This window comes from Vreelandella sp. EE27 (assembly GCF_968206495.1).
In genome coordinates, this window is sequence record NZ_OZ309109.1 from 2,905,861 (window position 1) to 2,929,074 (window position 23,214).

General features: G+C 63.4%; 16 protein-coding genes. 10 read left to right on the top strand and 6 right to left on the bottom strand.

The features are described from left to right. Positions 1-110: 110 nt before the first annotated feature. Together ACWHVV_RS13630 and ACWHVV_RS13635 are read right to left on the bottom strand one after the other, a co-directional pair. The gene (locus ACWHVV_RS13630; protein WP_447926720.1) at positions 111-1,544 is read right to left on the bottom strand and encodes an aminotransferase; all 1,434 of its coding nucleotides are present in this window, start codon (positions 1,542-1,544) and stop codon (positions 111-113) included. Positions 1,545-1,613: 69 nt separating this feature from the next. Next, positions 1,614-3,110 carry an NAD-dependent succinate-semialdehyde dehydrogenase gene (locus tag ACWHVV_RS13635; RefSeq protein ID WP_447926721.1) on the bottom strand — a complete coding sequence of 499 codons (1,497 nt, stop codon included), beginning with the start codon at positions 3,108-3,110 and terminating at the stop codon, positions 1,614-1,616. Positions 3,111-3,489: 379 nt separating this feature from the next. Between ACWHVV_RS13635 and ACWHVV_RS13640 the strand changes: the two genes are divergently transcribed. After that, positions 3,490-4,704, top strand: a complete 1,215-nt coding sequence (locus tag ACWHVV_RS13640) for a GGDEF domain-containing protein (RefSeq protein WP_447926722.1) — start codon at positions 3,490-3,492, stop codon at positions 4,702-4,704. Here ACWHVV_RS13640 and ACWHVV_RS13645 read toward each other — a convergent pair. The 4 genes from ACWHVV_RS13645 to ACWHVV_RS13660 all read right to left on the bottom strand — a co-directional run bounded on the left by ACWHVV_RS13645 (position 4,701) and on the right by ACWHVV_RS13660 (position 8,660). Then, the gene (locus tag ACWHVV_RS13645; protein ID WP_447926723.1) at positions 4,701-5,177 is read right to left on the bottom strand and encodes an Lrp/AsnC family transcriptional regulator; all 477 of its coding nucleotides are present in this window, start codon (positions 5,175-5,177) and stop codon (positions 4,701-4,703) included. The two genes, ACWHVV_RS13640 and ACWHVV_RS13645, sit on opposite strands and share 4 nt — an antisense overlap. An 8-nt stretch (positions 5,178-5,185) precedes the next feature. Continuing rightward, a complete protein-coding gene (gene doeB / locus ACWHVV_RS13650; RefSeq protein ID WP_447926724.1) occupies positions 5,186-6,217 on the bottom strand; it encodes a N(2)-acetyl-L-2,4-diaminobutanoate deacetylase DoeB in 1,032 nt (343 codons plus the stop codon). Positions 6,218-6,252: 35 nt separating this feature from the next. Continuing rightward, positions 6,253-7,452, bottom strand: coding sequence for an ectoine hydrolase DoeA (doeA, locus tag ACWHVV_RS13655; RefSeq protein ID WP_447926725.1), 1,200 nt, complete (start codon positions 7,450-7,452; stop codon positions 6,253-6,255). Between the two features lie 203 nt (positions 7,453-7,655). Then, positions 7,656-8,660 carry a DNA topoisomerase IB gene (locus tag ACWHVV_RS13660; protein WP_447926726.1) on the bottom strand — a complete coding sequence of 335 codons (1,005 nt, stop codon included), beginning with the start codon at positions 8,658-8,660 and terminating at the stop codon, positions 7,656-7,658. A gap of 134 nt (positions 8,661-8,794) precedes the next feature. On the opposite strand from ACWHVV_RS13660, the gene ACWHVV_RS13665 reads away from it, so the two are divergent. From ACWHVV_RS13665 to glgX, 9 genes are all read left to right on the top strand, one after another. After that, positions 8,795-9,730: a 2-hydroxyacid dehydrogenase gene (locus ACWHVV_RS13665; protein ID WP_447926727.1), complete on the top strand. Its 936-nt coding sequence runs from the start codon at positions 8,795-8,797 to the stop codon at positions 9,728-9,730. A 95-nt stretch (positions 9,731-9,825) separates the two neighbouring features. Next, positions 9,826-10,539: a hypothetical protein gene (locus ACWHVV_RS13670; RefSeq protein ID WP_447926728.1), complete on the top strand. Its 714-nt coding sequence runs from the start codon at positions 9,826-9,828 to the stop codon at positions 10,537-10,539. Then, entirely contained in the window at positions 10,540-11,472 is a 933-nt protein-coding gene (locus ACWHVV_RS13675; RefSeq protein ID WP_447926729.1) for a lysine exporter LysO family protein, read from the top strand. A gap of 469 nt (positions 11,473-11,941) precedes the next feature. Continuing rightward, entirely contained in the window at positions 11,942-13,627 is a 1,686-nt protein-coding gene (glgA, locus tag ACWHVV_RS13680; RefSeq protein WP_447926730.1) for a glycogen synthase GlgA, read from the top strand. A gap of 13 nt (positions 13,628-13,640) precedes the next feature. Next, positions 13,641-15,455 (top strand): malto-oligosyltrehalose trehalohydrolase, encoded by a 1,815-nt coding sequence (gene treZ / locus ACWHVV_RS13685; RefSeq protein ID WP_447926731.1) that lies wholly within the window; start codon positions 13,641-13,643, stop codon positions 15,453-15,455. Next, the gene (malQ, locus tag ACWHVV_RS13690) at positions 15,452-17,608 is read left to right on the top strand and encodes a 4-alpha-glucanotransferase (RefSeq protein ID WP_447926732.1); all 2,157 of its coding nucleotides are present in this window, start codon (positions 15,452-15,454) and stop codon (positions 17,606-17,608) included. The genes treZ and malQ overlap by 4 nt, the downstream gene beginning before the upstream one ends. Further along, entirely contained in the window at positions 17,601-20,417 is a 2,817-nt protein-coding gene (gene treY / locus ACWHVV_RS13695; protein WP_447926733.1) for a malto-oligosyltrehalose synthase, read from the top strand. Before malQ ends, treY begins: the two co-directional genes overlap by 8 nt. A gap of 28 nt (positions 20,418-20,445) precedes the next feature. After that, positions 20,446-20,919, top strand: coding sequence for a DUF2934 domain-containing protein (locus tag ACWHVV_RS13700; RefSeq protein ID WP_447926734.1), 474 nt, complete (start codon positions 20,446-20,448; stop codon positions 20,917-20,919). A 75-nt stretch (positions 20,920-20,994) separates the two neighbouring features. Further along, positions 20,995-23,190 (top strand): glycogen debranching protein GlgX, encoded by a 2,196-nt coding sequence (gene glgX, locus ACWHVV_RS13705; RefSeq protein ID WP_447926735.1) that lies wholly within the window; start codon positions 20,995-20,997, stop codon positions 23,188-23,190. Positions 23,191-23,214 lie beyond the last annotated feature (24 nt).

A 23,214-nucleotide genomic window follows, 5' to 3' on the forward strand; every position in this document is an offset into this window, starting at 1 on the left:
GAGACGGCGTCAATGGCACGCGAGCTCGAAACGACGGCAAGCACGAAACAAAAGCGCCGCTACAGGGCGTAGCGGCGCTCTAACCTTGCCGGTAATGAAGACTCAGCGGCTCAAACGGTAAACGCCGCTTCCTGGTTGCCGGTTTTGAGATCCCCCGAGCGGGTCAGCTCGTCGGTCACCCGGTCGACGGCGCGTTTGGTGCGCTCGATCACCTCATCCACCTCCTGGCGGTTGATGGTCAAAGGCGGTGCGAAGCCCAAGATATCGCCCTGGGGCATGGCCCGGGCGATCAGATTCTCTTCAAGCGCCGCGGCGGCGACCCGCGGGCCGACTTTCAACGCCGGGTCGAAGTGCAACCGCTCCCGGGCATCCGGGGAGAACTCGAGGGCGGCCATCAGGCCCACGCCGCGCACGTCGCCCAAAAGCGGGTGGCCTTCGAACGTGGCCTTGAGCTGTTGCTGGAAGTAGCTGCCGGTTTCTGCGGCGTTACCCACCAGGTTCTCGCGCTCGATGATATCCAGATTGGCAAGCCCCGCCGCACAACCCAAAGCGTGGCCGGAGTAGGTCCAGCCGTGGCCGATCGGGCCAAACTCGCCGGTGCCCTGTTCGAGCACTTTCCACACCTTGTCGCCGACGATCACCCCGGAAAGCGGCTGGTAGGCGCTGGTCAGTCCCTTGGCGATGGTGACCAGATCCGGCTTCATGGCGTAGTGGTGGCTGCCGAACTCCGAGCCGGTACGGCCAAAGCCACAGACCACTTCATCGGCGATCAAAAGCACATCGTACTTAGCGAGCACCGCCTGAATGGCTTCCCAGTAGCCTTCCGGCGGCGGCACGATACCGCCGGTGCCGAGTACCGGCTCACCGATGAAGGCCGCCACGGTTTCCGGGCCCTCTTCGAGAATCATCGTCTCGAGCTTCTCGGCGCAGTACGCCGAGAATTCGCGCTCGGTCATGCCGTGCTGCTCCGCGGCGCGCAGGTAGTAATGCGGCGCTTCGGTGTGGCGAATGGTGTCGATGGGCAGATCGAAATGGTCGTGAAACGCCTTCAAGCCGGTCAGCGATCCGGAGGCGATGCCGGAGCCGTGGTAGCCGCGCATCCGCGAGATCACCTTTTTCTTCTGTGGGCGGCCCAACACATTGTTGTAGTAGCGCACGATCTTGAGCTGGGTTTCGTTGGCATCTGAGCCTGACATGCCGTAGTAGACCTTCGACATGTTCATGCCAGCGGCTTTCAGGATGCGCTCGGAGAGCTCGATCTGCGGCTCGTTGGCGTGGCCCACGTAGGTGTGGTAGTAGGAAATTTCCATCGCCTGCTTGTAGATCGCCTCGGCGATTTCGGTGCGCCCGTAGCCGACATTCACACAATATAGCCCGGCGAAGCCGTCGATGAACTCGCGGCCATCCTTGTCGACGATGTTGATGCCCTGACCACCGGTGATGACCCGGCCCGGAGCGTCGCCCTGGGCGAAATCCCTGAGGTGGGTGGAGGCGTGAAACGTGACCTTACGGTCACGCTCGATCAGATCCTGGTGCAAGCTCATGGCGTTCTCTCTGAAAAAAATAAACCTCCCCACAAGGGGAGGGTCTTGTCGATGGGTCGTAGCCGGCACTTAGCTTCCGGAAACCGAGCCCAGCGCCCCGAGGCAGTAGTATTTGGTTTCGAGGTACTCGTCGATACCGGTGGCCCCGCCCTCGCGGCCAAGACCGGACTGCTTCACACCGCCGAAGGGCACCGGCGGGCCGGTCATCTTGACCGAGTTGACGCTGACCATACCGTACTCGAGCGCGCGCATCAGTTTCCAGATGCGGCGGATATCGTGGGTATAGACGTAGGCCGCCAGGCCGTACTCGGTGTCGTTGGCCATGGCGATGACCTCGTCGTCGCTGGCGTAGGCCGTGATACCGGCCACCGGGGCGAAGTTCTCCTCGCGCCAGACCTTCATCTTCGGCGTGACGCCTTTGAGCAGTACCGGCATGAAGTAATTCTCGCCCGGCGCATCTTGCTGGTCGCCGGCCACCAGGGTAGCGCCCTGGGAGATCGCGTCGTCGACGATGGCGGCGGCTTTCTCCACCGCCTGGCGGTGAATCAGCGGGCCCAGATCGCTCTCGCTGTGCAGGCCGTTACCCACGGTAAGTGAGGCCATGCGCTCGGCAAACTCGGCAACGAAGGCGTCATGGATCGATTCGTGGACCAGAATGCGGTTGGCGGCCAGGCAGTCCTGCCCGGCGGTCTGGAACTTGGCGTTCACCGCGGCATAAGCCGCCTCTTTCGGGTCCATGTCCGGGCCGACGATGAACGGCGCATTGCCCCCAAGCTCCAGGGAAAGCCGCTTGACGGTGTGGGCGCTTTGCTTGATGAGCAGCCGCCCGACCCGGGTGGAGCCGGTAAACGAAAGCGCGCGAATGCGCGGCTCGCTGCACAGTATTTTGGAAACCTCGGCGGGCTCGCCCAGCACCACGTTGAAAATGCCCGCGGGAATGCCGGCGCGCTCGGCAAGCTCCGCCAGCGCCAGCGCGGAAAACGGTGTCTCGTTGGCGGGTTTGATGATCACCGGGCAGCCCGCCGCAAGCGCTGCGGCGGCCTTGCGGGTGATCATCGCAAGCGGGAAGTTCCAGGGGGTGATCATCGCCGCGATTCCCACCGGCTCCTTGATCGTGCCAAGCGTTGCGTTAGGAATATGGCTCGGGATGGTCTCGCCGTAGGTGCGCTTGCCCTCTTCGGCGAACCAGCGTACGAAACTGGCCCCGTACTCGACCTCGCCCCGGGCGTCCGGCAGCGGCTTGCCCTGCTCCAGGGTCATGATCATCGCCAGGTCTTCGCGGTGCGCCTGGATCAGATCATACCAGGCAAGCAGCCGCTCGCAGCGCTCGTCGGCGCGCAGCAGGCGCCACTGGCCGAAAGCATTTTCCGCCGCATCGACGGCGGCGGTGACCTGGCGGGCCTCGAGAAGCGGGATATGGCCAATGACCTCGTTGGTGGCCGGGTCGACCACGGCCTCTTCGCGCCCGCCCTCGCCGTGGGTCCATTGACCGTTCACGTAGGCGTACTGGCGGAAAAGACGCGGGTCCTCCAGTCGTTTGGCAAGCGTTGTCGATAGCGTGGTCATGAACATTTTCCTTAAGCCGTCTCGTTTAAAGCACGGCCTGGCTGCGCGTGAACGATCGGCAGACGACGCAAAACGTGTCGCCTGCCCTTATTTCAGCCTAAGGAAAAGCGCGCACGAAGTGTTTTTGAAAACCCGCACAACGAGCGGCCCTTTTTTTGCCAGCCCCGCTATTAACGCTACTTTTTTTGGCGAGCACACTTCGCGAAGGACCGAAAGCGATTAAAACGCAGGTTTCACGGATATGACCAAGCCATGGTCAGCGCTCTTTGGTGCTAATATCCTCCCAAGGGCTTTCAGGCAAATTTACCAGCCCTTGAATTAGGAATTTCCCTTTCTCTTCGCGCAGTAGCTCAGAAAAGCGATAACCTACGAGATCACTGTGTACCGACTGCCCTACTTCCAGCTGCTGGCCCAGACCAATGGCACCTCCACGGTCAAGGAGCGCTACGATATCGACCGCCATGACCGGCGGCTTCGCACGTTGCGCCTGCTCAGCGCGCTGCTGACGGTTTTTTATTTCTCCTACATTCCCGTGGACATCTATCTACTGTCGGACACCGGCCTGCACTCGGCGATAATGCGCTTTGCCGTGGCCACACCGCTTGCCACCTTCATGTTCTGGTATCTAAAACGCCCCGTTCCCATTCGTCATAAGGAGCTTGCCAGCACCATCATGGTCAGCCTGGCCCTGCTGGTATGGTGTTTGGGCCTGCTGGGCACCAGCGACCCGCGCGTACTGCACTACTTCTACGCGGGCCTGGTGTTTCAGCTCGCGCTGGCCATCGTGCTGGCCCACCCGTTCGAGTACACCCTGGTCGCCTCGCTCTTCAATTGCGTATGCATTTACACCGTCATCTGGTTTTTACCCGGCGCCAATACGGAGTACGTGATCAATCACCTGGTGGTGGGCGTGCCCACCTTGATATTGACCCTGTTGGCGAACTACCGCTTCTCGACGGAATCGCTGCAGCTCTATTTACAGCACGCCAACGCCGAAGAGCTTCGCGTCGAGCTTGCCAAGCGTAACGAGACGCTGGACCGCCTTTCTCACCTGGACCCGTTGACCGGGCTCGCCAACCGCCGGGGTCTGAACCGACACGCCGCTTCGCTGACGCGCAATCGGCGCGTACCGGACAAGTTCGCGGCGGTCATTTTGATCGACGTGGATCATTTCAAGGCGTTCAACGACGCCTACGGCCATGACGAAGGCGACGCCTGTCTGCAACAAATCGCTCGGGCCATTCAAAGCGCCTGTGGCCGGCACGATACGGCCTGCCGATACGGCGGCGAAGAGTTTTTGGTCCTTCATACCGATAGTTCGGACAGCGCCAAAGCGGGGGCCTTGCTGGCCGAGCAGATACGGGCCGGCGTCGAAGCGATCGCGATCGTCCACCAGGCCTCCCACACGGGGTACGTGACGGTCAGTGTGGGCGTCTGCACGGGGAGTCTGGAGCACGGTGAGGGGTTACCGCGTTTGATCAAAGCTGCGGATCAAGCGCTTTATACCGCGAAAGGCGCCGGGCGCAACCGGGTGGGCGAAGGCCCTTACGGCGCCCCGGACGATATTCAGCTGTCGCTTCTAAGCGACGATTAGAGGATATCCGCGGCGTCGATCTCGACCGCGCTTTTCTTCACCGTCTTGGTGACGATGTAGGTAAAGTAGCGCTCGATACCGGCATCGGAGACCAGCCATCGATCCATCAGCCGCTGGTAGCTATCGATCGAGCGCGCCTCGAATTTCACCAGGTAATCGACGCCGCCGCCCACCGCGACACACTCGGTGGCCTCCGGGGTTTCCTGCACCAGCGCCTCGAAGCGCGTAAAGCTCTCCGCGTTATGCGCTTTTAGCTCGATCTGCACCCAGACCGTATTGCGCGGCACCAACACGTCCGGATTGATGCGCGCGGTATAGCCCTCGATCACCCCCGCCTGCTCCAGGCGCTTGACCCGCTCCCAGCAGGGGCTGATCGAAAGATTGATCGCCTCGGCCAGTTTGGACTTGGTGATGCGCCCATCCCGGCCGAGGATATCGAGAATTTTCAAATCGAAGCGGTCGAGTTTTAGCACGCGCTGACTCACGCCTCCAAACGGTCGACGACATCGGCGATCACCGCCAGCGTGTCTCCCATATGGATCAGCGACGGGGCGCGCCGGGCCATCAAAATGCCGTCGCGCTCGGCCTGGTAGGCCACGGGCTCGGTACCGCTTCGCGCCATATCGTAAACGTAAGCGATGGTTTGGCCTTTTTTCACGGCGTCGCCCAGCGCCACGGTCAGCTCCAACACGCCTTCATGCTGGCTCTGTACGTAGCAGCTCGCATCGGGCATATCGAGATAGACCTGGCCATCTTTGGGCATGGCGACCTCGCCCGACACCAACCCGTAGTGAATCAGAAAGTTGCGCACGCCCTGCTCGGTGATCGCCATGCTCTGCGGGGTCGAGGTGCCGCCGCCGCCAAGTTCGGTGGCCACGAACGTTTTGCCCTGGCGCTCGCAGGCGGTATCGAAGAGTTTCTCGGCGTCGAGCTCGAACATCACCATGGCGTAGGGCGCGCCAAACGCCTTGGCGCCCTCGAGTGCCGCCTGCTGCTGCGCTTTGTCATCCAACACGTGGGAGGCGGCGAAGGGCAGAATGTCCAGCGTGCGCCCGCCGGAGTGAAGGTCCAACACCACGTCGCTCATCGGTACCAGCACCCGGGTAAAGTAGTCGGCAATTTGCGCGGTCACGCTACCATCCGGGTTGCCGGGGAAGCTTCGGTTCAGATTTCCCTTGTCCATCGGCGAGGTCCGCGTGCCCGCCATCACCGCCGGCGTATTCATGCAGGGCACGATGATGACCCGGCCGGTGACGTCTTGCGCTTTCAGCGCGTTGGAAAGCTTGAGCAGCGAGGTAATGCCTTCGTATTCGTCGCCGTGGTTACCGCCGGTCAAAAGCGCGGTGGGGCCATCCCCGTTTTTCACCACGGTCACCGGGATCATCACTGCCCCCCAGGCCGAGACGTCCGTCGAGATCGGCAGTTTCAAGAAACCGTGCTGAACGCCGTCGGCCTCGAAGTCGACGGTGGCGGAAACCGGGCTTGGCCGTTGCGTGTTAGTCTCAGAGCTCATCACTGTATCCTTGGTCGATTCGTTCATCGGCGGCGTTACTTGACGAACAGCTGGCGAGGGAAGTTCGCCAGTGTCTCGCAGCCGGTTTCGGTAATCAGAATGCTTTCGGTGATCTCCAGGCCCCACTCGTCGACCCAGAGACCAGGCATGAAGTGAAACACCATGCCGGGCTTTAGAATCGTTTCATCCGAGGGGCGCAGGCTCATGGTGCGCTCACCCCAGTCCGGCGGGTAGGAGAGCCCGATCGAGTAGCCGCAGCGCGCCCCGCCCCGGTCGAAGCCGTACTTGTCCATCGCCGCCCCCAGCGCCATCGCGATATCCGCGGTGCGGTTGCCGGGCTTGGCCACCGCCAGGCCGTTTTCGATTCCTTCCAAAAGCGCGGATTCGGCGCGGATGAAATCCGTCGGCGGTGTGCCCAGAAACACGGTGCGCGACATCGGCGCGTGGTAGCGCTTGAACACCCCGGCGATCTCGAAAAAGGTGCCCTCGCCTTTACGAAACGGCGTGTCGTCCCAGGTCAGGTGCGGGGCGGCGGCGTCCTTGCCGGTGGGCAGCATCGGCACGATGGCCGGGTAGTCGCCGCCGAAGACCTTGCCGGTTTCGTCCACGAACCCTTCGATACCCACCCGATAGATTTCGGAGACCAGCTTGCTTTTGGGAAGCCCGGGCTCGACGACTTCGATGATCCGCGAGTGCATGCCCTCGACGATTTTACCCGCCACGCGCATGTAGGCGATTTCCTGGGGGGATTTGATGGCCCGACACCAGTTGACCAGCGCGTTGGCGTCCATGAAACGCGCGTGGGGCAGCTCGCGCAAAAGGCTCTGGTACGCTTTGGCGGAGAAGTAGTAGTTGTCCATCTCCATACCCACCACGCCGGTGTGCCAGCCGCGCCCGGGCATCACCGATTGGGCCAAATACTCCATCGGGTGCATGTCCGGGTTTTGCACGTAGTAGTCGGGGTAATAGGTGATGTTGTCCGGGTCGATCCAGCAGGTGCGAAGCGCCCCGTTGGCGTCCATACGGCGGCCGAACCAGACCGGCTCCCCTTCCAGGCCCACCAGCACGCACTGATGCACGTAGAACGACCAGCCGTCATAGCCGGTCAGCCAGGCCATATTGGAGGGGTCGCTGACGATCAGCACGTCGATGCCGCGGCCGGCCATTTCTGCACGCACCTTCCAAAGGCGATTGGCATACTCTTCGCGAGTGAAAGGCAGGGAAACCTCATTCATCGAGTAACTCGCCCTTTAAAATCACTAAAAACCAGCTTGCTGGGCCAATGCAGCGACGCTTTGGCGCGAGCGCCGCCAAAACGTCGTCTTTAGCCGATACTAGCACCCACCCTTGGCTACTGGTCAAAGCCTTTATCAAAAACCCCTTTGGGGCGCGAATCGATGCCCACCAGGGGGTTAGAGAAGACGTCCACCGCTTGGCGCTACTTTTTACGCGCAAGGCGGCTCTTCAAAAGTTCGAGTACGGCGCGCTCGTCCGGGCCGGTCAGATCGTCGTTTTCGAGCTTGACGTCGACCAGCTGACGAAAGTTTTCCAGCGTCTGGCCGTCCAGGTAGCTCTCCACGACCCGCGGGTCGATATAGCTCGCCTTGGCGATACTCGGCGTATTGCCCAGCGACTTGGCGACCTTTTCGACGGCCTGACGCACGTTCTTTTCGCTGATCTTTTCATCGTCGTCGAAGCCCAGCTCCTCCAGCGCCAGGGCGGCAATCGAGGTGCCCGCCCAGGTGCGAAAATCCTTGGCGCTAAAGGCTTCGCCCATCACCTCGTGGATATAGTCGTTGAGATCCTGGCTATCCACGCGCACCTTGTTGCCGTTTTCGTCGAAGTATTTGAAGATTTCATAGCCTGGCGTGTCGTCGAGCTCGGCCACCACGCTTGCCAGGCGCGCGTCCTCGACCACCCGGTGCTGGTCCTGGCCACTTTTCCCCCGGTAGTCGAAAATCAGCTCGTCGCCATCGATGGTCAAGTGCTTGGAGCGCATGGTGGTGAGCCCATAAGAGTCGTTTTGCTGACGGTAGCGCTCGCTGCCCGGGCGAAAGTAGGCGCTGTCGATAAGGCGCACCATGCAGGCCAAGACTTTCTCCCGGGGAAGGCCTTTTTGGCGCAGGTGCTGGCCGGTCACCCGGCGCATCGGCGTAAGCTTTTGGGCGAAGGCGATCATCCGATCGAATTTCTTCGCCTCGCGCTTCTCGCGCCACTTGGGGTTGTAAACGTACTGCTTGCGTCCGGCGTCGTCGCGGCCGGTAGCGTAAATGTGATGGCGCTTGTCGAGCGTGATCTCGACGTCCCGCCAGGCCGGTGGAATGGCAAGCGATTTGATCCACTCGCGCCACTGGGTGTCCTTGAGCGTTTCACCGTCTTCGGTGCGGTAGGTAAATCCCTTGCCACTGCGTTGGCGGGTGACTACTTGGGCGCTGGTCGTCATGCTGGATCTCCTTTCCCGATGGCGAAAGCGCGTCTTTGGGCGCGCGCCGGGGCACGGCCGCCTCCTTGCAGCCCTTACCCCACTTAACCCATGATAGCTGGTAACCCGCAACATGCGATTTCGAGGAGCGCTTCATGAAAATAGTGGTACATACCGACCAGGCCCAGCAGTGGCAAGCCGCCCTTTTAGAGGCGTTCCCGAAGGCCACCGTGCTCACAAGCGACGCCCCAGAGGCGGATCGGCTAGGCGCCGACTACCTGGCGGTCTGGAAAGCGCCGGGCTATTTACTGGCCGAGCAAACGGCGCTCAAGGGCATCATCAACCTGGGCGCCGGCGTGGATCATCTTTTGAACACCCCCGAGCGCCCCGCCAATGTGCCGATCGTCAAACTGCGCGATGCCGGCATGGGCGAGCTGATGGCCGACTACGTGCTTTACGGGGTGCTGCACTTTTACCGCAGCATGGACCGCTACGCGGCCCAGCAGCCCAGCGCGCAGTGGCAAACCCAGGAAGTCGTGGAGAAATCGCAGTGGCCGGTCGGCGTTTTGGGCCTGGGGGCGATCGGCCGTTCGGTGGCGGCGGCGCTTTATCAGTCGGGCTTTCCGGTGCTCGGCTGGAGCCGCTCGCCAAAGGAGTTGAAAAACGTTCGTTGCCTGCATGGCGAGGCGGGGCTCGATGAGCTTTTAAGCCAGGTACGCAGCGTGGTGACCATTTTGCCGGACACCCCGGCGACCCGGCATATTTTAAACGCCGAGCGCCTTCATCGACTGCCAAAAGGCGCCAGCGTGATCAACCCGGGCCGGGGCAGCTTGATCGACGAAAACGCGCTGATCGAGGCGCTGGGCGATGGCCAGGCGCCGGGGCATTTACGCGGAGCGCTACTCGATGTGTTCGAGCAGGAGCCGCTGCCCGCCGAGCATGCCCTGTGGCAACACCCGCGTGTTATTATTACGCCGCATATGGCGGCCCCCACGCCGCTTGTGGATGCCATCGACCAGGTCATCTCCTACCTTCACGCCTTCGAGGATGGAGAGTCACTTGCCACGGTCAACCCGGAAAACGGCTACTAGCGCACGCCAGATGCTCATGATGAAAGGGCCTGACGTGAACGAAGTGCCTGGTTCGAGGCTCTTAGGGACGATTTGCACACAAAGGAGTGGAACCTGTGCCCCGTATTTTGAAAGCGATGTCCAAACCCCGACGACTCGGCGCGTTGCTGCTCGCCGCCCTGGGTATGGGAAGTGCCCATACCGCCGTCTCCAGCGAAGAGACGGGCTTCAACGATCCGCGCCCTTTTGAAGCGCGCTACCGCCTCGAGGTTCGCAACTGGCCCGGCGCCACCGTGCGCCATACGCTGAGCCAGGAAGGAAGCCACTGGTTGAGCAGCATGCGCTTCTCCGTCGCCGTTGCCAAAGGCGAGGAGCGAAGCCGTTTTACCGTTGACGATGACACCACCCGTTCGCTTTTGTACTCGAGCAGCTACTCGCTGTTCGGCGTGGGCGATAGCTACCAACTGGGTGAAAGTGAACTCACGGCACTCGACCGCCAGGCCGCGCTGTTCGACCTTTCCCGCCGCGCCGGTTCTGAAGAGTGCACCCAACGGGCGCCCTGCGAACTCGAGTTTCTCGACCATCGCGGCCGCGACGAACATTTTCAGTACTATACCAACGATACCGCCACCGTTGACGTACCCGCTGGCGAGTTCGATACCCAGAGCGTGACGCTTACGGATGTCGAGAAACCCGACCGCCATATGGAAATCAGCTTCGCCCCCGAGTGGCCTGGGCTGATTCTCTCGGTGGAGTACTTCAAGGACGGCCGCCGGGATACCGCCATCACGTTGACCGAGTTCACCCCAAGCGATGGCGCCGCCCCCTAAATGCTCACGGGTTTATTGATCGTTCTACTGCCCCTGATCGGAGGCTACCTGGTGCGCGTTCGCTCACCCTACCTCCAGCACCTGATCAACCGAGGCGTTAGCGCTTCGGTGTATCTCATTTTGCTGCTGATGGGCATAAGCTTGGCCGGGCTCGAAAACCTGGCCGGCGAGCTTTCGCGCCTGGGCGCAAGTGCCCTGATACTTTTCAGCCTTACCGCCGTGTTCAACCTGGCAGCCCTGGGGTGGCTATCACGCCGGATGGCCCTCAAGGCCGGCACCTCACCGGTGGTCAAGGATGCGCCGGCCAGCAAGCTTGCCGCTATGCAAGGGTCGCTGTTGTTGCTGGTCACGGTGGTGGCCGGGGTGGCCGCCGGGCTTTTGCTCGCCCCGGTTCTGGGCCGCGGCGTATTTGCCACGGCGGATACGCTGGCCGAGTGGGCGCTTTACGCGCTGCTTGCGCTGATTGGCTGCCAACTGCGCAACTCCGGCATGGCGCTCAAGCAAATTCTGCTCAACCGGCTGGGGCTTGCCATCGCGGTGACGCTTGCCGCAAGCTCGCTGCTGGCCGGCGCTGTCGCCGCGCCGCTTCTCTCGCTAAGCGTGAGCGAAGGCCTGGCCCTGGCCTCGGGGTTTGGCTGGTATTCGCTGTCCGCCATTTTGATCGGCGACCAGTTGGGGCCCCTGCTCGGCGGCGTGGCATTTTTCAACGACCTGGCCCGGGAGCTTCTGGCGTTTATCTTGATCCCGCTGATCATCCACCGCCACGCCGCCCTGGCCATCGGGTTCGGCGGCGCCACCTCGATGGACTTCACTCTGCCGGTCATCCAGCAGCACGGCGGCGTGGCCTGCGTGCCGGTCGCGGTGGTCAGCGGATTCATTTTGTCGCTTCTGTCCCCTCCGCTGATACTCTTTTTTCTCTCGCTATCCCCTTAGGGTCTGTGACACACGGCGCCCCGCCGCCGTGTGTCAAAGCCTCGGTATCTTTCAAATCGAGCTTTTCGCATCAGACCTTCCCATCGAACATTGCAAATCAACGCCCTGCTTAACTCTCTTACTTTCCTTTCTACCCTCGAATCATTTTGTTCTCGATTTAAAAAAACAAAAACTTCAGCCTCTATCGAATGCTAACCGGTGTTATAAAAAGCACTCTAACGTCATGCATTAAAAGCATTTGTTTTAACTCAACCCAAGAGATTGCTAAGTATAAATCAACAAAACAATAAAAATATTGGTTAACCAACGTTATGGATAGCCAAAAGCTTACAGCTTTATTATTTTTTTCGACTAAAGTAATAGAGAAAACCCGCCACAGTGCTTGGCGCGGGCGGTCGACAGGAACGTCGCCGAGATAATGAGTTATCTAATCCAACAGTATCTACCATGATAACCGGGGAGGTTGAGCATGGACGAGGGGGTATTGGGCAATAAAAGCAGTCATAAAGCCGATTCTAAAGGGAGTTTAAAAAGCAACTATAAAACGCCAACACCTTATAAAATCAACACTTCCTTGAATGCCCGCTTGAAGACGACGCGTTATAACTCAGAAAAAAACGTCATCGGACGACACCGGACAACTTCAGATAACACTTCGATTACCCGCCGCCCACCGTTTGAAGATTCGCCCTCCAAATCAATTCTTTTCGTTACTACCGAGATGAGCGACTTCGTCAAGGTGGGTGGGCTGGGTGACGTTTCGTCGGCCCTCCCTCGGGCCCTATCGGCACACCACGATGTCCGCGTACTGATTCCGGGTTACCGCGATATCCTCACCGCCGATGTCGTGATCACGCCGGTCGGCGAGCTTGCCGCCTTCGCCGACTTGCCGGCGTGCAAGATCGGCCAGATCACCTGCCGCGACGGTCTGATCGTCTACGTCCTGCTCTGCCCGGAACTCTTCGATCGCGAAGGCACGCCCTACGGGCGCGGCTCCAGCGGCTACGGCGATGGCCAGGACACCGGCTGGGCGGATAACGACATCCGCTTTGCCCGGCTCTCCAAGGCGGCGGCGGATATTGCCCAGGGCCTGGCGGGGCTCGATTGGCAGCCCAAACTGTTGCACCTGAACGACTGGGCCTGCGGCCTCGCCCCGGCTTATCTGCATTGGCAGAACGCGCCGATGCCCTGCATCTTTACGATTCACAACCTGGCCTATCAAGGGCTTTTCGACGGCTCCCGGCGGGCGGCGCTGGGCATTCCAGAACACGCCTTCAATATCGATGGCGTCGAGTACTACGGCGATCTCTCCTTCATGAAAGCCGGCATCAACTACGCCTCCCGGGTCACCACGGTGAGTGCCACCTACGCCCAGGAGATCACCACGCCCCAATTCGGCTGCGGGCTGGACGGCCTTCTTCGCTGCAAGGCCGACCAGGGGCGCTTGAGCGGTATCCCCAACGGTATCGACGACTCCTGGGACCCGCGCACCGACAGCCATCTGATTCAGGCGTTCTCCTCCAACGATTGGCGCGGCAAACGCGCCAACGCCGACTACGTACGCCTGCGCTACGGGTTATTACCGGGTGCCGGGCCGCTGTTCGTGGTGATCTCGCGCCTGGTTCATCAAAAGGGGCTGGATCTTACCATCGAGGCCACCAAGGCGATCGTCGAGGCCGGGGGGCAAATCGTTTTCATGGGCTGCGGTGAGCATGACGTGGAGCAGGCGCTTCGCGCGCTGGCGCGGCGCTATCAAGGCGCCGTGGCCGCCTATATCGGCTTCGACGAGTACCAGGCGCGCTGCCTCTTCGCCGGCAGCGATTTTCTGCTCATGCCTTCGCGTTTCGAACCCTGCGGGTTGAGCCAGATGTACGCCCAGCGCTTTGGCTCGTTGCCCATCGCCCACCGCACCGGCGGGCTTGCCGATACCATCGAGGACGGTGTGACCGGTTTTCTGTTCGACGACATGCAGTTCGGCAGCTACATGCGCGCCATCCAGCGCGCCTTCGCCGTGCATAAGTGCACAGACCTTTTTAACGCCATGCGCGGCGCCGCCATGACCGGACGCTACCACTGGCGCCAGTCCATCATTCCCTATACCAGGCTCTATCAGCAGGCCATCGAGGCCGAACGCATCACGACGCAGCGTCTTTGAAGGAGTCGAAGCGATGCAAGAACGCAGTCAGCGCCCCGCCCTGGGGGCCAACGTGCTCGACGACGGTCGAACGCGGTTCGTTCTGTGGGCACCGGATGCCGAACAGGTCGAACTCGAGGTACAAGGATTCGAGCGGGTCACCATGGCAAAAGAGGCCAATGGTTGCGTCAGCGCCGAGCTTGCCTGTGGTCACGGCGCGCGCTATAGCTACCGGGTCGTCACACCGGCAGGCACGCTGAACGTACCCGACCCGGCCGCCCGGGCTCAGGCAGGGGATATTCATGGGCCGAGCGTGGTGATCGACCCGGCCCACTACGTCTGGCGCCACACACAATGGCGGGGCCGGCCCTGGCGAGAAACCGTGCTTTACGAGCTTCATGCGGGCGCACTCGGTGGGTTCGACGGCGTGCGCGCGCACTTGGGCCACCTGCAGACGTTGGGCGTCACCGCCATCGAGTTGATGCCGGTGGCCGCCTACCCCGGCACGCGCAACTGGGGGTATGACGGCGTGCTGCCCTACGCGGTTCAGGCAAGCTACGGCACACCCGACGAGTTGAAAGCGCTGATCGACGAGGCCCACGGCCTGGGGCTCTCGGTCTTTCTCGACGTGGTGTACAACCACTTCGGCCCGGACGGCAACTACCTGGCCCACTACGCCGCCGGCTTCTTTCGCGACGACGTCGACACGCCCTGGGGCCCCGCCATCGACTTTCGCGAGCCCATGGTGCGCCGCTTTTTCATCGACAACGCCCTGATGTGGCTCACGGAGTACCGCCTGGACGGGCTGCGCTTCGACGCCGTGCACGCCATCGGCGAGCAGGATTTTCTGGTGGAACTCGCCGAGACGATTCGCCGCGTGATCCCCACTGATCGCCACGTGCACCTGGTGCTCGAAAACGAGGCCAACAGCGCCTCGCTGCTCGAAGCGCCGCTATTCACCGCGCAGTGGAACGACGACTGGCACAACGTGATGCACGTTCTGCTAACCGGCGAAAGCGAGGGCTATTACGGCGACTTCACCGAGGCGCCCACTCAGCGCCTTGCGCGGTGTCTGAACGAGGGGTTCATCTACCAGGGCGCGGCCTCGCGCCACGGGCGGCCCCGCGGCGAGCCCAGCGCTCACCTTGCCCCCACCGCGTTCGTGGCGTTTTTGCAAAACCACGATCAGACCGGCAACCGGGCGCTGGGCGAGCGCCTGAGCGTGCTCGCCGACCCGGATGCGCTGGCCGCGGCCACCCTCTTGCTGCTGCTGTCGCCCATGGTGCCGCTTTTGTTCATGGGCGAAGAGTGGGGCTCGAAGCACCCGTTTCTCTTTTTCACCGATCACAACGAAACCCTGGCCGAGGCGGTGCGCGAAGGGCGCCGGGCGGAGTTCGCCGACTTCGCCGCGTTCAAGGACGCCAAGGCTCGCGAGCACATCCCCGACCCCAATGCCCCCGACACCTTCGATGCCTCGCTGCCGGATTTCCAGGCGCGAACGCTACCGCCCCACCACGCCATCCTCGAGCGCTACCGCACGCTTTTATCCCTGCGCCATCTCCAGATCGTACCGCGCCTGGAAGGGGCAGGATCGCTGGGGGCGGATGTTCTGGGCGACAAAGCCGTACTCGCCCGCTGGCGTCTGGGCGACGGCGCACAGCTGGTGATCGCGATCAATCTAAGCGAGACCGACGTGGAGAGCACAATGCTTAAAAGCCAGTCGCTGTGCCTGGAAACGCATTTATGCGAAAGCCGCGACGGCGTGGCAAGCACCGCCGAGACGGGCCGGCTGCCACCGCGCTCGGCGGCGGCGTGGCTGATGACCGGCGAACACGGAGACACGCCATGAATACGCCCCTTCAGGATCTTGCTCAGGCGGCCGGGCTGCTGCTCGAGTGGGAGGACAGCGATGGCGCCGCCTGCCGGCTCTCCCTGGATGCCCAGCACCGTCTGCTCGATAGTCTTGGCTTTGCCACCGACTCCGCCGCCGCGATCGCCGAAAGCCACCAACGCCTGGCTCGAATGAGTGCCTGGCGAAGCCCGGATGACTGGCCGGCGCTGATTACCGCAGATGTCGACGCCCCCACCCCGCTCCCTTCGCCGCTTGCCCCGGGCACACCGTTCGCCCTCGTTCTGGAAAGCGGGGAGCGCCGTGAGGGGACACTCGATGAGGCCTCTCGCGTGCCCGCCATCGACGCGCCGGGCTACCACCGGCTGACGATCGAGCGCGCCACGCTCACCCTGGCCGTAGCGCCGCCGCGCTGCTTCACCCCGGCGGATGCGGCCCAAAGCGCACCGCCACGGCTTTGGGGTGCGGCGGTTCAGCTCTACGCACTGCGCCGGCCCGGCGACGGCGGGATCGGGGATCTCGAGGCGCTCGCCCAAAGTGCTGCTCAGCTCGGGGAGCTGGGGGCGGACGCCCTGGCGATCAGCCCCACCCACGCCATGTTCAGCGCCAATGTGCATCACTACAGCCCCTACTCCCCCTCCAGCCGGCTGCTTTACAACGTGCTTCACTGCGCCCCGGAGACGCTGCTGGGCGAGACCGCGGTCGCACGCGCCAAGGCGCATGGTCACACGCAGCAGAAACTTGCCGCCCTCGAAGCCGAGGCGTTCGTTAACTGGCCGGAGGCGGCCCGGGCCAAGCTTGGCTGGCTGCGTTTTCTGTACGATGACGTCATCAACGGCGATGACCCGCAAGCGCGGCAATGGCGCGACCAGTTGCAGGCGTTTCGCCAGGCCGGCGGCGAGGCGCTCGAACATCACTGCCGCTTCGAGGCCCTTCAACAGATCAACGGCCCCGGCGACTGGCACGCCTGGACAGAGGCCTTGCGCGACCCCCAAAGCGAAGCGGTCACGGCGTTTGCCCAACGCCATACCCTCGAGATCGGCTTTCACGCCTTTCTCCAGTGGCTCACCGCCGAAGGGCTCGAACGCGCGCACCGTAGCGCCCGGCAAGCGGGCATGAGGGTCGGGCTGATCGCCGATCTGGCGGTCGGCGTCGATCCGGCGGGCAGCCAGACCTGGAGCCGCCCGGGGGAAATGCTCGACGGCCTTTCGATCGGCGCGCCGCCGGATCTGTTCAACGCCGACGGGCAGGACTGGGGCCTTGCGGCCTTCTCGCCCTGGGGGCTCGTGCACTCGGGCTTTCAAAGCTTCATCGACATGCTGCGCTGCGGTTTCGCCCACGCCGGCGGGCTTAGAATCGATCACGTTTTGGGCCTGCAGCGCCTGTGGCTGGTGCCCGCGGGTGCTTCACCAGGCGCCGGTGGCTATCTGCGCTACCCGCTAAAGGATCTGCTGCGCCTGGTCGCGCTGGAGTCCTTTCGCCACCAGGCGATCGTCATCGGCGAGGACCTGGGGACCGTGGCACCGGACTTTCGCGAGGCCCTCGCCGCCCGGGGCATTCTCGGCATGCAGGTGCTTTGGTTCGAGCAGGACGACCAGCAGCGCTTTTTGAGCGCTGACCAGTGGTCCGACGCCGCGCTTGCCACCACCACGACCCACGACCTGCCCACAGTAGCGGGCTGGTGGGCGGGCCGCGACATCCAGTGGCGAAGCAAGCTTGGGCTCTTGAAGCCCGACCAGAGCAGCGCAACCGAAGAGGCTGCCCGCAAGCTCGAGCGGGTGCGCCTGGCGAGTACTATCGGGCTTCTCAGCGCCTCGTCCGCCCCTGACGCGCTTGCCGCCGCCGACATTCCCGCCTCGCGGGTGATCGATGCCTGCCTTGACCACCTGGCCGTCACCTCGGCACCGCTGGTGCTGATTCCCGTCGAGGACATTCTGGGTCTGGAGGAGCAGCCGAACCTGCCCAACAGCGGCGAGCAGCACCCCAACTGGCGCCGCCGCTTGACCGCCGACAGCCCGTCGCTTTTCTCCTGCCCACAAACGCGCCAGCGTCTCGAGCGTTTTGCCAGGGCCAGGCGCCAGCGCCCCATCGATTCGCTTTCGTCCGAAGCCGAGCCTAAAACCGCGCCCAACAAGGGGCCTGCCCATGAATGAGATTCGCGCAACGCTTCGGCTCCAGTTTCACAAGGGCTTCACGCTTTGGGATGCCGAGCGTTTGGTGGCGCACTTCGCCGCGCTCGGGGTGAGCCACCTCTACGCCTCGCCGCTTCAGGCCTCGCGGGCGGGCTCGCCTCACGGCTACGACGGCGTCGACCCCACGCGTATCGACGACGAAGTCGGTGGTGAAGCGGCGCTCATGGCGCTGGTCGAAACACTTCGCGCCCACCAGATGGGGCTGGTACTGGATATCGTGCCCAATCATCTCGCCGTGGGCGGCTCGGAAAACCCCTGGTGGCAGGACGTGCTGACCTGGGGTGAGCAGAGCGCCTATGCCGGGTTTTTCGATATCGACTGGGATTCCCCCGACCCGCTGTTGAAAGGCAAGCTGCTGGCGCCGTTTCTGGGCGCGCCCTATCAAGAGACGCTGGCCGCCGGCGAGCTTAGCCTGCGCTTTGACCAGGGCGGCTTTCACGTTGCCTACCACGAGCACCGCTTTCCCATCGACCCGCGCCATTACGGCGACATCCTGCGCTTCGCCGAGCACAGCACGCTTCATGAGCAGGCCGCGTTTTTCGACTCCCTGGCCCACAAAGCGCCCCCGGCCCTGCAGGCGGGCCAGGCCTGTGCTCAGTTGAACCACGTGCTCGACGCGCCGGACGCCCGCGCCTGTCTCGAGGGCGTACTGGGGTTATTCAAGGCAAGCGACCCGCATGGCATCACCCGGCTGCACGCGCTGCTTTCGCGCCAGCACTACCGGCTGGCCTACTGGCGCACCGCCAGCGACGAGATCAACTGGCGGCGCTTTTTCGATGTCACCGAGCTTGGCGGGCTACGCATCGAAAACCCTGCGGTCTTCGACGCCGTGCACGCCCTGCCGCTTCGCCTGGTAAAAGAAGGCTGGGTGGATGGCCTGCGCATCGACCATGTCGACGGGCTGGCCGACCCACGGGGCTACTGCCTGCGCCTGCGCAGCCGGCTGGACGCGTTGGAGGCGAGCCGACCCACCGAGGCGCCGCGGCGGGTGGCGCTGTATGTCGAGAAAATTCTCGGCGTCGGTGAAACGCTGCATACGGATTGGGGGGTGGACGGCACCAGCGGCTACGAGTTCATGAACGAGGTGTCGGGGCTCATGCACGACCCGGCGGGGGAGCAGCCCTTTCGCGCATTGTGGCGCGACGTCAGCGGCCGCGCGCTTACGTTCATGGAGGAAGTCCGCCGCGCCCGGGGCGAAATCCTCACCTCGTTGCTGGCAAGCGAATACGCCGCCTGCGCCCGGGCGCTTCACGCGGTGGCCCGCGCCGGTCTTTCGCACCGCGACATCACGCTGGGCTCTATCCGCCGGGCGCTGTACGCCCTGGTGGTGCACTTTCCCATCTACCGCAGCTACGCCGATGACAGCGGCCGCCCCCCGGCGGACGAGGCGTTTTTTCAGGAGGCGATGGCCGGGGCCAGACGCGCGCTGAGCCCGCCGGATCGCGACACCCTCGAGGCGCTGGCGCGCTGGCTGGGGGGCGAGGCGCCCCGGGACTGCGCCGACAAGGCCGAGCGCGCGCTCAGAAACCGCGCCATCGTGCGCTTTCAACAGCTCACCTCGCCGGTGGCCGCCAAGGCGGTGGAGGATACGGCGGGGTATCGCAGCGCCGCGCTGATATCGCGAAACGACGTGGGTTTCGACGGCGAACACTTCCACCATACGCCGGCGCGCTTTCACGCCGCCAACGCGCTGCGCGCCCAGGCGTTTCCCTCGGCCATGGTGACCACCGCCACCCACGACCACAAGCGCGGCGAGGACGTTCGCGCCCGGCTTGCCGCATTGAGCGAACACGCCCCGCGCTTCGCGCGTCTTGTAGGCGAATGGCGCGCCCTGGCCGCGCCCTTGCGCCAGACGTTAGAGGACGGTGTGGCGCCTTCGCCCGGCGATGAACTGCTGCTTTACCAGATCATTGTCGCCGCCTGGCCGCCCACCCTCGCCCCCCGGGACACCCAAAACACACAGGAGACCCAGGCCATGGCGACGTTCATCCAGCGCCTGGGCGAGTGGCAGCAAAAGGCGCTGCGCGAGGCGAAGCTTAAAAGCCACTGGCTCTGGCCCAACGACGCCTACGAGCAGGCGTGCCGGCGCTTTTTGGAGGGGCTTCTCACCATGCCCGAGCTACGCGACGGTCTTCACCGCGCGGCGCGAATGCTCGATCTGCCCGGCGCGGTTAACGGCCTGACACAAACGGCGCTGCGCCTGAGCGTGCCCGGCGTCGCCGACCTTTATCAGGGCAACGATTTCTGGGATTACAGCCTGGTCGACCCGGACAACCGCCGCCCGGTGGATTACGCCGCGCGACAGGCCGCGCTTTCAAGCGCCCCGCCGCTAGAGCAGGCGCTAAAAAGCTGGCCGGACGGGCACATCAAGCAGTTGGTGACGGCCAGGCTTTTGGCCCTTCGGGGCCGCTATCCGGCGCTGTTTTTAAAGGGCCGCTATCAGCCCCTTGCGGCCAGCGGCGAGCACGCCGAGCGCGTGGTGGCGTTTCTTCGCCGCTATAACGGGCAAACGCTGCTGGTGGTGGTTCCGCGCCTGAGCGCGGCGCTGCTGGATTCGAGCGACCAGCCCCTGCCGCACTGGGGCGACACGCGCCTCGAGGGCGTGCCGGGGCGCTGGCGTAGCGTACTGACCATGGCAAGCGTGGCATCCCAGAGCGAGGCGATCCCGCTTGGTGAGCTGCTGTCCACGCTGCCGGTGGGGGTATTTCTGAATGAAGATAGTTCGGGGGGTGACGGCGACGCGAACGCTTTCACCCCCGATGAGCAATGACAGCGCGCAAGGCGCAGGGAGAGTTGAAATGATCGATGAAGAACGTGTCCGGCAACTGGCCTACAGCATCTGGGAAGCCGAAGGGCGCCCGGAGGGCCAGCAACAGCAGCACTGGGAGCGGGCGCGAAAGATCGTCGCCGCCGAACAACACGCCGAAAGCGATGCCCAGGACGAGCTGCTCGCCCCCCTGGACGAGCCGCCGATCATGGAAGAGGACCTGCCCCTGGAGGAAGACGAGCGCGGCATCGAAGAAAGTCGTCTGCCGCTGGATGAGCCGGAAGACGATTTCGATGCCATCTCCCCCCAGGACGAGGCCCGCTTAACGGATATAAGCGACGACCTGCCGGTTCAGGATCGTGGCCACGCCCCGGGCGTCGAGCCAGTGCCCGCCCCGGAGCGCTCGCGCGTGAGTGCCGGGGCCAAACAGAGTGACAAAGCCGGAGCGACACCGCCGGCCAAAAAGGCGGCGCCGCGTAAGCGCTCGCCCAAGACTGAAAAATAGCCACTTTCCCCCGTGTTGGGCCGGGGCGGCCTACACCGCCCCCTGCGAGCCACCAGGGCTCAAGGAATGAAGACGATGACGATAAGCCAGACGCCGCGGGATGGCGACAGCACCGTAGCCGCCGATGAATCGCCTAGCGTGATGCGCCGCTCCCGCGTGCACGAAGGGTGGTCTTTTCCGCTGGGCGCGACCTGGGATGGGCTGGGGGTGAATTTCGCGCTTTTCTCCGCCCATGCCACCCGGGTAGAGCTTTGCCTGTTCGACGCTACCGGCGAGCACGAGATCGAGCGCATCGAGCTTCCCGAATACACCGACGAGGTATGGCACGGCTATCTACCGGACGCGCGCCCGGGCCTGCTTTACGGCTATCGGGTGTATGGCCCCTACGCGCCGCAACAGGGCCACCGCTTCAACCATCACAAGCTTTTGCTCGACCCCTACGCCAAGCAGATCGTCGGCGAAATCCAGTGGGACGACGCGCTATTTGGCTATACCATCGGCCACGAAGAGTCGGACCTGAGCTTCGACGAGCGCGACAGCGCCCCGTTCATGCCCCGCTGTAAGGTGGTCGACCCGGCCTTCACTTGGGGGCGCTCGCGTGAGGTACAGCTGCCCTGGGATCACACCATCGTCTATGAGACTCACGTGCGGGGCTACACCATGCGCCACCCCGCCGTGCCCGAGGCACTGCGCGGTACCTTCGCCGGGTTGATGGTCAATGACGTGGTGGGCTACATCCGTTCGCTGGGGGTCTCATCGATCGAGCTTTTGCCCATCCACGCCTTCGTCGACGACCAGCGCCTGCAGGAGCAGGGGCTGCATAACTTCTGGGGTTACAACACCCTGGGGTTCTTCGCGCCGCACTCGCGCTATCTCTCCGGCGAGAGTGTCAACGAGTTCAAGGAGATGGTGGCACGTTTCCACGCCGCCGACATGGAAGTGATTCTCGATGTGGTCTACAACCACACCGCCGAAGGCAACCAGCTCGGCCCGACGCTCTCACTCAAGGGGATCGATAACGCCTCCTACTACCGGCTGATGCCGGAAGAGTCGCGCTACTACATCGACGACACCGGTACCGGCAACACCCTGAACCTGAGCCATCAGCGCGTGCTGCAAATGGTCACCGACTCGCTGCGCTACTGGGCCACCGAAATGCGCGTGGACGGTTTTCGCTTCGACCTGGCAACGATTTTGGGCCGCGAGCCCCATGGCTTCGACGAAGGCGGCGGCTTTCTCGACGCCTGCCGCCAGGACCCGGTGCTCGGCCGGGTGAAGCTGATCGCCGAGCCCTGGGACTGCGGCCCCGGCGGCTATCAGGTAGGCGGCTTTCCCCCGGGCTGGGCGGAGTGGAACGATCGTTACCGCGACTGCGTGCGCGCCTTCTGGCGCGGCGACGAAGGCCAGCTTCAAGAGCTTGCCGCCCGGCTGATGGGCTCGGCGGATATCTTCAAGCGCCGGGGGCGGCGCCCGTTCGCCTCTGTGAATTTCGTCACCGCCCACGATGGCTACACCCTGTATGACCTGGTGGCCTACAACGACAAGCACAACGACGCCAACGGCGAAAACAATCAGGATGGCCACGGCCACAACATCTCCTTTAACCACGGCGAGGAAGGCCCCACCGAGGATAGCGAGATCAAGGCGCTGCGCCTGCGCCAAATCCGCAACATGATCGCCACGACGCTGTTTTCCCAGGGCACGCCGATGCTGCTGGCCGGCGACGAACTGCTGCGCACCCAGCAGGGCAACAATAACGCCTACTGCCAGGACAACGAGATCAGCTGGCTCGACTGGAACCTCGAAGGCGACGCCCACGCCATGATCGAGTACGTCCGTCGGGTGAGTGCCCTTCGCCTTCGCTACCCGATTCTGCGCCGCGGCCGCTTTCTCAGCGGCGAGTACAACGAGGAGCTGGGCCTCAAGGAAGTGACCTGGCTTGCCGCGGACGGCGACGAGATGAGCGTGGAGCGCTGGGAAGACCCGAGCCTGCGCGTGCTGGGGCTTCTGCTCGACGGCCGCGCCCAGCCAAGCGGCATCCGCCGGGCCGGGGCCGATGACACCCTTTTGCTGCTGTTCAACGCCGGCGATGAGGACGTGCGCTTCACCCTGCCCGAGCAAGCCCTGGGCCGCTGGCACTGCCGTCTGGACAACGCCCGACCGGATGATCTGGAACTCGACGCCCCCGGCGAGGCGTTTGCCCTGGCCAGCCATTCGCTGGCGCTTCTGGAACTCGTCAGCGCCACCGGCCCCCGCGCGCCTGGCCGTTAGGTCCATCCGACATGCCTTTGAGCA

Coding starts and splice junctions, on each gene's coding strand:
- ACWHVV_RS13630 (WP_447926720.1), bottom strand. CDS start 1,544: ATGAGCTTGCACCAGGATCTGATCGAGCGTGACCGTAAGGTCACGTTT.
- ACWHVV_RS13635 (WP_447926721.1), bottom strand. CDS start 3,110: ATGACCACGCTATCGACAACGCTTGCCAAACGACTGGAGGACCCGCGT.
- doeB (WP_447926724.1), bottom strand. CDS start 6,217: ATGAGCTCTGAGACTAACACGCAACGGCCAAGCCCGGTTTCCGCCACC.
- doeA (WP_447926725.1), bottom strand. CDS start 7,452: ATGAATGAGGTTTCCCTGCCTTTCACTCGCGAAGAGTATGCCAATCGC.
- ACWHVV_RS13660 (WP_447926726.1), bottom strand. CDS start 8,660: ATGACGACCAGCGCCCAAGTAGTCACCCGCCAACGCAGTGGCAAGGGA.
- ACWHVV_RS13665 (WP_447926727.1), top strand. CDS start 8,795: ATGAAAATAGTGGTACATACCGACCAGGCCCAGCAGTGGCAAGCCGCC.
- ACWHVV_RS13675 (WP_447926729.1), top strand. CDS start 10,540: ATGCTCACGGGTTTATTGATCGTTCTACTGCCCCTGATCGGAGGCTAC.
- glgA (WP_447926730.1), top strand. CDS start 11,942: ATGGACGAGGGGGTATTGGGCAATAAAAGCAGTCATAAAGCCGATTCT.
- treZ (WP_447926731.1), top strand. CDS start 13,641: ATGCAAGAACGCAGTCAGCGCCCCGCCCTGGGGGCCAACGTGCTCGAC.
- malQ (WP_447926732.1), top strand. CDS start 15,452: ATGAATACGCCCCTTCAGGATCTTGCTCAGGCGGCCGGGCTGCTGCTC.
- treY (WP_447926733.1), top strand. CDS start 17,601: ATGAATGAGATTCGCGCAACGCTTCGGCTCCAGTTTCACAAGGGCTTC.
- ACWHVV_RS13700 (WP_447926734.1), top strand. CDS start 20,446: ATGATCGATGAAGAACGTGTCCGGCAACTGGCCTACAGCATCTGGGAA.
- glgX (WP_447926735.1), top strand. CDS start 20,995: ATGACGATAAGCCAGACGCCGCGGGATGGCGACAGCACCGTAGCCGCC.